The sequence below is a fragment of the Streptomyces sp. AB3(2024) genome, assembly GCF_041862025.1.
GTDB lineage: Bacteria > Actinomycetota > Actinomycetes > Streptomycetales > Streptomycetaceae > Streptomyces.
In genome coordinates, this window is the sequence record NZ_JBGWAB010000188.1 from 1 (window position 1) to 10,744 (window position 10,744).

At 67.7% G+C, this 10,744-nt stretch carries 9 protein-coding genes and 1 pseudogene; 1 reads left to right on the top strand and 9 read right to left on the bottom strand.

The genetic code is table 11. The features are described 5' to 3' along the window. From ACEPPI_RS37770 to ACEPPI_RS37780, 3 genes are all read right to left on the bottom strand, one after another. Positions 1–1,296 (bottom strand): Ig-like domain repeat protein (locus ACEPPI_RS37770; protein WP_373919786.1); only part of this gene is annotated, 1,296 nt, incomplete at its 3' end. 739 nt (positions 1,297–2,035) lie between these two features. Further along, entirely contained in the window at positions 2,036–2,191 is a 156-nt protein-coding gene (locus tag ACEPPI_RS37775) for a hypothetical protein (RefSeq protein ID WP_373919787.1), read from the bottom strand. Between the two features lie 191 nt (positions 2,192–2,382). Then, positions 2,383–2,670 carry a hypothetical protein gene (locus ACEPPI_RS37780; RefSeq protein ID WP_373919788.1) on the bottom strand — a complete coding sequence of 96 codons (288 nt, stop codon included), beginning with the start codon at positions 2,668–2,670 and terminating at the stop codon, positions 2,383–2,385. Between the two features lie 587 nt (positions 2,671–3,257). Here ACEPPI_RS37780 and ACEPPI_RS37785 point away from each other — a divergent pair. Continuing rightward, positions 3,258–4,068 (top strand): annotated as a pseudogene (locus ACEPPI_RS37785) (IS3 family transposase); the annotation flags it as partial. Between the two features lie 159 nt (positions 4,069–4,227). Here the strand turns inward: ACEPPI_RS37785 and ACEPPI_RS37790 are convergent. From ACEPPI_RS37790 to ACEPPI_RS37815, 6 genes are all read right to left on the bottom strand, one after another. Next, complete coding sequence (locus tag ACEPPI_RS37790; RefSeq protein ID WP_373919789.1) at positions 4,228–5,136, bottom strand: GNAT family N-acetyltransferase; 909 nt, start codon at positions 5,134–5,136, stop codon at positions 4,228–4,230. Between the two features lie 172 nt (positions 5,137–5,308). Beyond that, entirely contained in the window at positions 5,309–5,530 is a 222-nt protein-coding gene (locus tag ACEPPI_RS37795; RefSeq protein WP_373919790.1) for a ferredoxin, read from the bottom strand. 3 nt (positions 5,531–5,533) lie between these two features. Beyond that, on the bottom strand, positions 5,534–6,730 hold the full coding sequence (locus tag ACEPPI_RS37800) for a cytochrome P450 (protein WP_373919791.1): 1,197 nt from the start codon (positions 6,728–6,730) through the stop codon (positions 5,534–5,536). A 99-nt stretch (positions 6,731–6,829) separates the two neighbouring features. Further along, positions 6,830–8,491: an NAD(P)/FAD-dependent oxidoreductase gene (locus ACEPPI_RS37805; RefSeq protein ID WP_373919792.1), complete on the bottom strand. Its 1,662-nt coding sequence runs from the start codon at positions 8,489–8,491 to the stop codon at positions 6,830–6,832. A 3-nt stretch (positions 8,492–8,494) separates the two neighbouring features. After that, positions 8,495–9,181 (bottom strand): class I SAM-dependent methyltransferase, encoded by a 687-nt coding sequence (locus ACEPPI_RS37810; RefSeq protein WP_373919793.1) that lies wholly within the window; start codon positions 9,179–9,181, stop codon positions 8,495–8,497. Positions 9,182–9,192: 11 nt separating this feature from the next. Continuing rightward, the coding region (locus ACEPPI_RS37815; RefSeq protein ID WP_373919794.1) for an alpha/beta fold hydrolase at positions 9,193–10,744 on the bottom strand (1,552 nt) is incomplete at its 5' end.

Consider the following 10,744-nt stretch of genomic DNA (forward strand, 5'->3'; position numbering starts at 1 on the left):
GGGGCCGGTGAAGGTGACGGTTCCGGTGGGGGTGCCGCTGCCGGGTGCCACTGCGGTGACGGTGGCGCAGACGGTCACGGTCTGGCCGCATACCGAGGGGTTGGGGTCCACTGACACGGTGGTGGTGCTGGCCGCCTGGTTGACCGTCACCTCGAAGGTCCCGGTCGAACCGGTGAAACACGTGTCCCCGTTGTAGATGGCCGTGACCGCGCCGGTTTCCAGCGTGGTCGTGGTGACGCATGCCGTGCCGCCCGTGTCCAGGGTGACGGTCTGGTTCAGTCCGCCGGGGCCGGTGAAGGTGACGGTTCCGGTGGGGGTGCCGCTGCCGGGTGCCACTGCGGTGACGGTGGCGCACACCGTCACGGTCTCGCCGCACACCGAGGGGTTGGGGTCCACCGACACGGTGGTGCTGCTGGCCGCCTGGTTGACCGTCACCTCGAAGGTCCCGGTGGCGCTTGCGTAGCACTCGTCGCCGCCGTAGGAGACGGTGACCGTGCCGGTCTCCAGCACGGTCGTGGTGACGCACGCCATGCCGCCCGCGTCCAGCGACACCGTCTCGTTGAGCCCGCCGGGACCGGTGAATGTCACCGAGCCCGACGGGTTGCCGACGCCCGAGGAGACCGGCGCCACGGTGACACAGAGCGTCACCGTCTCACCGCACACCGACGGGTCGGGGTCCACCGAGACGGCGACCGAGACGGGCGCTTGGTTGACGACGTGCAGAGTCAGGGGGGAGTTCGACCCGCCGAAGTCCGCATCGCCGGTGTAGAAGGCGGCTGACTGGTGGAAGCCGACGTCCAGGTTGCTGAAGCTGACCTGCGCCTGCCCATTCACGTCCACGGGGGCGGTCAGCACCGGACCGTCGTCGCTGACGATGAAGGACACCAGCCCGGTGGGGCTTCCCGCGCCCGGCGGAACGGGGGTCACCTGGGCGGTGAAGGTCACCGTCTCGCCGCAGACCGAGGGTTCGGGGTCGAAGGCCAGCGTGGTGGTGGTGTTCGCGAGGGTGACCTCCTGGGTGTCCGCGCCCGTGGACGGGTCGTACTCGACGTCGCCCGAGTAGTTGGCCTCCACCCCGTGGAGACCGACCTCCAGATCGCTGGTCACGTACTGTGCCTGGCCGCTCATGTCGAGCGGCGCCGTTGTCACGGACACGCCGTCGACGACGAACTCGATGCTGCCGGTCAGGGTGGGGCCGCCGGCGAGTTCCGGCTGGACGGTGGCGGTGAAGGTGACCGCCTGGCCGAAGACGGATGGATCCGGTGCCGAGGTCACGGTGGTGATCGAACTGGCCATGGTATGGCTCCCTTTCGGATGACCCACGAAAGCAGGTGATGTGCCTTCGCCCGTGTGGCGTGGGCGGAGCGCGGAACGTATGCGAAAGAGCTGGTGCGGTGTTCCGGTAAGGGCCCTTGTCCACGCGGAGTCGGGGCACATCACCTGCTGATATCAGCAGTAGGCATTCCGAGTGGGGCCTTGGGCTAGACGGGTGAAGGAAACACCACTCGTTCGGCTCAGCGCACTCAGGCGCGCGAGAGGCGGTAAACCCGGATTACGCGGCGCCTTGGCGCACTTTTCTGAAGGAAAAAAGGTTTCCCTTTCCCGCGGTCTTCCCGGGTGTGCAGCCGGGCTGTGGAGGAAAAAGGTTTCCCTTTTTCGCCGTCTCCCCGGGTGCGCAACCGAGCTGTGCCGGGGCGCACTCGTGCTCCCGGGGCGGTCCGGTGGACTCGCAGGCGGAAGGAAGGGATTTCACGCCGAGACGAACCCCGGTATTCCTCCGCGGAATCCGGAATTCCGAGGGGTGTAACGGCGCCCGGCAGCCCCTCGGCGCACCGGCTGTCCGGTACGCCGAGAGGCTGCTGGCGGGGGCATCGCTCTTCCGGCGGTCCGCCGGGGTGGGGGCCGGATGCCACCGGGGCCCGCGCCGTGTCACGGGCGCGGTGGTGCGGTGCGGCGTGTGACCCGTACGTGTCCGTGGCGCCCCCGCGGGCGCGTGTCCACGGAAGCCGGCCGCTTCCCGGTGCTGACAGTGGGCCTAGTTGCGGACCGCCGTGATGGAACCGCGCCCACCCGCCCTCCTGTTGGCGGCGTCGGCCTCCTGCCGCGTGAGGTAGTCGCGCGTGACCCCGTTAGGGAGGACCAGCCGGTAGACGAGCGTGGACCGGCTGGTGCGTCCGCAGTTGCATGCCATGGTCTTCCTCCTTCGGTTCGGCCGCTCCGGCGGCCGGTCAAGGGGGGGAGGGCCGGGGGAATTCCGGGGCAGACCGAGCCCCCGGCCCGTTCCCTTTACCTTTTATCCCCGGGCATCGCACGCTGACACTCGCCACCATATAGTCATATTTATATGTGGCGGCGATGATTTCGGATTCCCCCATGCGGCCGTCAGTCAAGCCAGTTGGCCGCCAGGCCGGTGAGGTAGGAAAGGGTGAGTGTCATGGCGCCCGCCTGGAACCACGTTTCCCCTCCGGCCCAATGGGCGAGCGTGGTAACGGCGCCCGCGACCCAGATGCTGACGCACCATCCGCAGGTGATCAGATACGCCGGGTGGGAGTCTTCGCCGAAACGGTCGGCGACCCGGGAGCGGAACCCCGCAGCGAGGGCGTCCTTGGTGATGAATCGCGTGACGCGACAGACTGTGCCGAGCGACAGGAAGAAGATCAGCGCACTCATGGAATTCATCGTAGGGTTCCCACCTCCCGCCCCACTCGCGTTTCCTCGAATCCGGCGGGAGGCCGAATCGGCGGGGAATGCCGGGAAGCGCCGGCGTGCCCCGCGGGCCGGGCATGCGCGCCCAGCGGGGTCGGCGGCGCCCGTGGAGCGGGACCCTGGGCCAGACGCCGTTCCGTCGGGAGCGGGGCTCGTCGGCGTTCGCCCGGCACCTACGGAGCCCGGCGCGTGCACGCCGCACTGAAACAGGTACGGTCCCAGCTCGTCACGCCGTTCCCGATGACCCATCATGTTGAGTGCGTCGCGATCCTTGAGCCCATTGGAAAGGGGCTCTGACCTGCAGGTTAGGGCGGTGTGCATTATGTGCGCTGTGTGTGTTGTGGGCGATATCTTGACGCTCGTGACGCACGTTTGACGTGCGCCGGACGTGCTTCCTGATGGTGCGTCAGCATGAAAAGGCTGCCTTCCATACGAGGATGAATTCTCGTGCGGAAGGCGGCTTTGTTCTGGGTGCTGGACTCGGTGGGGCCCGATACCCGCCAAGCTCTCGAACTCCTCGCCTGAACACGTAGGGTGACGGCCGGAAGAAGAACCGCGCCGACTTCGGCGTCAAGCAGATCTGCCGGGTGCTCGGAACGTCCCGCGTCGGCTACTACCGGCATCTGGCCACCGAGCAGGACCGCGCCGAGCGACGGGCCGTGGAGGCTCGGACCGTGGCCGAGATCCGTGCGATCCACTCCGAACACGGTGGTGCCTACGGTGCCCCGCGCGTTCACGCCGGGCTCCGTGCCCGCGGACACGGGGTCAACCGCAAGCACGTCACGCGGCTGATGCGGGTCAACCACATCGTCGGCCGACATCTGCGCAGGAAGAAGCGGACAACGATCGTGGACAGGACCGCGCCGCCCGTGCCGGACCTGGTGATGCGCGACTTCACCGCGGCCACGCTGAATACCGGGTGGTGCGGCGACATCACCTACGTACCCGTCGGCGCAACGTGGCTGTATCTCGCCACGGTGATCGACATCTGCTCGAGGAAGGCCGTGGGCTGGTCGATCGCGGACCACATGCGCACCTCGCTGGTCACCGACGCGATCGAGATGGCGGTTGCCGCCCGCGGCGGCCACCTTCGCTGACGTCTGCCGACGGCACGGCATCCACCGCAGCATGGGACGGGTCGGCTCGAGCTACGACAGCGCCCTCGCCGAGTCGTTCTTCCAGGGCCTCAAACGCGAATTGCTCCACGGGCACCGCTGGACCTCGAAGACACAGACCCGGCTCGAGCTCTTCCGCTGGCTCTCCTACTACAACCGGCGCCGTCGCCACTCAGCACTCGGCTACCGCACACCAACCGAGTTCGAACGAATGATCACGACGCGTACGCTGTCACTCGTCGCATGAAACCCGGTGTCCACTCCCAGGGATCAACCTCAGCGCCGAGCCGGCCCCCTGGCACGGGACCACCGCGGGTCCGTTCACCTTGGGGGAGGGGTCTGGACGACGGCGAGGCCCCGGCCGGCCCGGTGGGGGAGAGGTCCGAACGGGGCCGCCTCCGTGGTGTCAGACCGTGGCGCCGACGCCGTCCGGCATGCTGCGGGCCATGCTCCAGTAACCGAGGGTCCGCACCATTCCCATGGCACGGTTCAGGCGCATGACGGGCTCGTTGGCCTCGTCGTTGAGTGCCGTGACGACTTGAGCGCCGGCGCTCCGGGCCTCGGCCAGTTGGGCGGCCTTCACCGCCTTCCCGACCCCGCGCTTGCGGTGGTCGGGGTCCACACCCGTGAAGATCGTGTGCCAGACGGACCCGCCGGCCTCCGGCGCCAGCACCGACAGCCCGCAGGGGATCGCCTCCCCGCCGTCGGCCGGCTCCAGCTCGGCCAGGAGGAAGATCGCCCCGCGCGGAATGGCCTGTAGGACGGAGCCCATGTCGACGCTGGCTCCTGTGCCGAACGGGACGGGGAAGCCGATGAGGCACCGGCTCGCGACTGCGATCAGCAGCTCTGTCTCCGTCTCCATGTCGAGCGGGCGCAAGCGCACCACGGGCCCGCCGGCCACCTGCGCGAGCCGGCTCCGGAGGTCCTCCTCCCGCTCGGGAACGTCGGTCTTCCAGCCGACGCTGTGGTTCGTCACCGTGAGGCCGTACCGCTCGGCGAACCGCCGTCCGCGTGGGAGATCATCGCGTAGTGCACACGTGAGCGCTGTGAAGCCGGAGCGGTCACCGAGCGCCGAGGCCATCTCGTCGGCAAGCACGGTACCGATGCCCTGCCCGCGCTCGGCCTCCGTGACCACCACCCGGACCGCCGCGGTGCCGGGGAGACTGGGCACCGCGGTGAGCGCTGCCGCGCCGATGACGGCGCCGTTGCGGTCCGCCACCAGCGCCTGGCTGACGTGATGGGGATCGTCGCCGGTCAGTAGCTTGCGCAGCTGAAAGCGGTTGTCGTAGGCGCTGGAGGTCGCGAGCAGCTCCACGGCGTCATCGACGTCCGCGGATTCCAGTGCTCGTACCACTACGCCCGGGATCGAACGGTGTTCGGTCAACGGGGTACTCCTGATCGCGTAAGGGTCGGCATGCTGAGGGCCTGCCGTGTGAGGGTGGCCGGGGTGTCCGGGCCGGGATCCGCCGTAGGGACGGGTGACCGGCTCATGACCAGGGGCGCGGACCGACGACCGCGCCGCGCTCGCTGACGGTGATCGCCATCGCCGGGCAGGTGTCCGCAGCATCGAGCAGGGCCTCGTCCGGCTCGACCCCGCGGGTCACGGGCCGGGCGTACGCTCCGTCCAGCGTGAAGCGGTCCGGGGCCAGGGCCACGCACACACCCGAGCCGATGCAGGCGTCCGGGGCCACGTCGAGGATCCACGTCACGGGTCACCAGCCAACGGGCATGATCAGGGGCGCACGAACGATCGTCGGGGTCTTCCAGACGACCTCGCCTGCCATCGTCAGGCCGGGCAGCTTGGAGAGGAGGGCGCGCAGCGCCTCCTGCAGTTCGAGCCGGCTGAGCCCGGCGCCGGGGCAGTGGTGCACGCCGTGGCCGAAGGCGACGTGCTGCCGGTTCTCCCGACCGAACACGAGCGACTCCGGAGCGTCGAACTGGAGCACGTCCCGGTTGGCTGCGCTGACCGAGACGAGCACGGGCTCGCCGGCACGCACCAGCACGCCGCCGACCTCGACGTCCTCCTTGGCGTAACGGGGAAAACTACCCCCCGCGGCGAGGAGCGGAACGAACCGGTTCAGCTCCTCCACGGCGTCGGGTATCAGCTCGGGGTCCTTCCGCAGCTGCTCCCAGTTCTCCGGGCGCTCCAGGAGCACGTGGACGAAGTTGGAGATCTGACTCGCGGCGTTCTCGTGTCCGGAGGTGAGGACCCCGGTCGCCACCTCGGCCAGGTCGAGGTCCGACAGCCGGACGGTCGCGTTGCTGACCTCGATCAGACGGGTCGCCATGTTGTCGGTGGGCGTCTTGCGCGCGTCCTCGATGAGCCCGCGCATGTACTCCCGCATCTGGGTGCGGACGCCGTCGAACTCCTCGACGGTCAGCGGGCTCGTCGAAAGCCATGCGTCGCTCCAGGACCGGACCGTGGGGCGGTCGGCTTCCGGTACACCGAGGAGCTCGCACATCACGGTGAAGGGCAACGGCATGGAGAAGCCCTCGACCAGATCGGCCGATTGCCCGGCGGTGACCATGTCGTCGATCAGTCTCTCCGCGATCTCCCGCACCCGCGGCCGCAGCTCCTGGACGGTGCGCGGGGTGAGTGCCTTGGCGACCAGGGCACGCAGATAGGTGTGCTCCGGCGGGTCCATGCTCAGGATGCCGGCGAGGTTGTTGTCCGGCGTCAGCCGTGGCGCGTCCTTCGCCGCGGCCATCGCCCGGCTGAAGCGCGCGTCTCCCATCACGAAACGGGCGTCGGCGTAGCGCGTCACCAGCCAGGTCGGCTCGCCGTACGGCAGCTGGACGCGAATCAGGCCATCCGCCTCCCGTGCGGCCGCATACGCCTTGCTCAAGGCCAGGCCGCCGTCGCCTTCGAACGGGTAGGCGGCGAGATCGTCATGGACGGGAAGAGTCATGGGAAAAGCTCCTCGGTTCGGTTCATCAGACAGCTGGATCGAGCAGAGCGCCTTCGAGGCTTTGCGCCCGCGCTCGCGTCGTTCGGTCGCGGGGCGAACTCACCCGGCGACGCCCTTGTACATCTCCTCCAGCGGCTGGTGACCGTCCCAGTCCGGATTGAATACTTCCTTGAACCTCTCCTCGCTCCAGGACCCGCCTGAGAGCTCGATGAGGCGCTGCACGAGAGTGCGGCAGAAGATCTCGTAGCTCCGCTCGTCCGCCGGGCCTTCCAGCGTCCAGTCCCTCGGCTCGTACACCTTCGGCATCAAGGTCTCGTCCTGGTCGAACGCCGCCGAGTCGAGGAACACGCCCTCGTTGTTCGTGTAGTACTTCTCGTCACGATCGATCAGCTCGACGAACTCCTCGGTGAGGCGGTCCGCCGAGCTCAGCAGCCGGGCCAGCTTTCCGCCCATCACCGTTTCGTCACAGGGACAGTCGGTGCCGTGGGTCCGGGAGAACTTGAGCAGGATCCGGTGGTCTTCGAGCGCGTCCGGCACGATGCGGTTGTAGTAGACCCGGGTGCGAAGGGCCAGCCAGGCCGCCCAGGCGTCGAAGGAGCCGCGGGAGACGTAGTGGCCGAGCGTGTTGAGGAGCTTCTCGTAGCGGCTGCGGACCCGGATGTCGAAGTGGTGGACGAACGCCGGCAGCTCGGCCGTCCTTCCTTCCCTGTCCGACTTGATGAATTCACCGATGAGCTTGTTGTTCTCGGTGAAGAGCCATGAGGAGGTCGCGAACATCGGGTCAAGCACCGTCGCGGCATTGCCCGTCAGGAACCATCGGTCCTCCGAGAACTGCTGCTTGGCAAGGCGTGCCAGCCTCTTGCGCGTGCCGAAGCTGCGAAGCGTCGCGTCCGGCCCGAGGACGTCACGCAGGGCACGGTGCTCACGAAGGAACGCCAGCAGTTCGTCGCCCGACCCGACAGCCGGCTCCGTGTGACGCCTGTCGAAGACGACACCGATGCTGTACTGCGAATCGGAGAGCGGCAGCAGCCAGATCCAGTAGCCGCGGTACATGAAGTACGTCATCGACGACGCGCGGCCCCAGTGCGGAACGCGATGGCGCCACGCGCCGTCACCCAGTGCGTCGAGGGACAGGCATCCGTCGAAGCGGGCCCACGAAGCCGCGATCGGGTTGCGACTCTCCTCGGGGACCAAATCGAGCATGCGGGCGAGGGGGGAGGCCTCGCCCGCCGCGTCCACGAGCCACTTGCAGCGGATGACGCCCGCAGTAGTACGGACCAGGTGACCGTTCTCGCGGTCGAGCGTGATCGCCTCGGCCGGTGACTCACCGGGACCGCAGTTCAGGACGGAGGTCCCGAGCAGGACCCGGATACCGCTGTTGCGGTTCATCTCGCAGAGGTCGCGCTCCATCGCCGGCCGGTCGATCAGATAGGTGGGAATCGGATGGGGCCGCTTGCCACCGATCTCGGACATGCGCTCGATCGACAGGTCCTTCTCGGGTGAATCGAAAAAGAACCGCATACCTGAACTGACATAGTGGTTCTTGCGCAGGTAAGGACCTATTTGAAGAATGCGGTTGGCATAGTTGGTGAACTCCTCGCCAGAGGATTCATCGAGCCCTGGCGGGAACTCCACCTCCTTCTCGACCACCACGATGTCCAAATCGGGCTGCTCCAGGCGCAGCTGTCGGGCCAGCGTACCCCCGGCCAGCCCGGCACCGATGATCAGAACATCACACGACAGGTCTGCATCGTTGTTCATTTCTTACTCTCCGTCCGTCGAGCGCGGCGTGCCGATCGGCTTGCGCGCGCTGAAAAATGCCACTGATCCCACGAGCTGAACTTCCACTTCGTCGAATCGTTCCCGCAGAGCGCTTTCCAGGCCGTGCACCGTATCCGAAGAATTATGGAAGTGCCCGCGTTCGTTGTAGGCCTTGAGCAGGTACCTGGCGATCGCGTTGTGCCGGCCGTCGTGCACGACCGTCGAGCCGAAGACCACACCGTCCTGGTTCAGGAGCGGCGCGAGGTGATCGAACACGACGCTCTTCTCCGCGATGGATCCCGGGAGGCAGTGGAGCAGATAGTTCAGGCCAATGGAATCAAACTTCGGCACATCATCCGGTATCGGCTCCAGTACGTTATAGCGGTGGATTTCCGGCGAATATTTATCAGCGGCACCGGCCGCGTACCGCAGGCTGTTCTCGTTGATGTCCATGAGGCCGAGCCGGGGGTTTGCGGCAGGGTAGCGGCAATTCGCGACATAATATCCGGTACCCACTCCGACATCGAGGTGGTTTCCAGAGACGTGCTCGTCATACATCCGGAGCAGGCGGGGAGTCGAGCATCGCCAGCCGAGCCGGTTGCTGAACCCCAGGACGAAAAACCGGTAGTAGTTGAGCCCCCAGCGCGTATACGCCTGCTGCCCCTCTTGTACTTCTTTGGTCAATTCCATGGGAAACCTTTTCATTCAAACGACGGAAGGTGGGCGGATACAACCCTGGCAATCGCCTCCACGTTCTCCGGTGCCAGCATCGTCACGTGGTTACCGGGCACGCGGTGCGTGGACAACCCGTCCAGGGCGATGGGCTCCCAGGCCGTGTCCGGGCGCAGGGGATCGATGCCCGCACGGCGCTCTTCGGCGAGGAAGTACAGGATCGGGCCTTCGTAGGGGCGGGGCCGGTAGGCGCGGAGAGCCTCCATGTTGGCCCGGTAGACGTCGACGACTCGCTGGGCGAAGGAGGCATCCGGATCTCCGGAGCCGAATGCGGCCGTGTCCATTTCCTCGCGGTCCGGTGGCATCTGGCCGGGTGCGGGGGAGTCGAAGACGGCCAGCAGGTGCACGGTCTCGCCAGCGGCTCGCAGCAGTTGCGCCATTTCCAGGGCTACGAGGCCCCCGAATGACGCGCCGCCCAGCGCGTAGGGGCCGGTGGGCCGCTGCGCACGAAGTTCCGCGCAATAGTGCGAGGCCATCTCCTCGATGCTCCGCAGCGGTGCGGCCGCACCGTCGAGACCTCGTGCCTGGAAGCCGTAGACCGCCTGCTCGGCAGGGAGCAGGCGCGCAAGCTCCCGGTAGAAGAAGACGCTTCCCCCGACGGGGTGCACGAGGAACAGGGGCACGCCGTCCCCTTCCCCCTGCTTGAGCGGCACGAGCGCGGTCTCCCCCGCACCGGACGACGGCGTCAAGGCTGCGTCCACCAGGTGGGCGAGCTGCGCCGCCGTCGGGGCATCGAGCACGACATGGCTGGACAGCCGGGCCCCCAAGCGCGCCTCGGACCGCCCCACGATCCGCATCGCGAGCAGGGAGTTCCCTCCGATTTCGAAGAAATTGTCGTGGACGCCGATCGGGTGGACACCCAGGGTCTCTTCGAGCTCTGCCACGACGCGCTCCTCGGTCAACGACCGCGGCGCGACGTACGTGCTGCTCAGAACCGGGCGGGCGTAGCCCTTTGCCGCCAGGGCCGGGGCAGCCACCGTCTCGGTCGGCGTCGGGGACGGATCAACGGTGGGACGTCCGGGCGCCTCGATCCAGTAGCGCTTGGTGTCGAATGCGTAGGTGGGCAGGGGCACGCGTCGCGGTGAGCGGTTCGTGTGAAGGGCGGCCCAGTCGATCGGGACACCGTTGACCCAGAGCCGGGCCATCGCCTCCCGGGTCAGCCGGACGTCACCACGGGGATCGCGGACGTGCCTCATCGAGGCCACCACGATCCGGTCCTGAGCCACCTCGTGGCCGGAAACCAGCGCAGCCGCCGCCCCGCCCGGACCGACCTCCAGCAGCAACGCCTCCGGCTCGTCACGCAGCAGCAGGGTTACGTCGTCGGAGAAACGCACGGCACTGCGGACGTGCTCGGCCCAGTACGACGCACTGGTGGCCTGCTCCGCGGTGATCCACCTACCGGTCACGTTCGAGGCGAAGGGAATGCGGGGCGCCCGCGTGTCCACCTGTGCCACCCGACGCTCGAACTCCTCCAGCATCGGTTCCATCAGCGGCGAGTGGAACGCATGCGAAGTCGCCAGT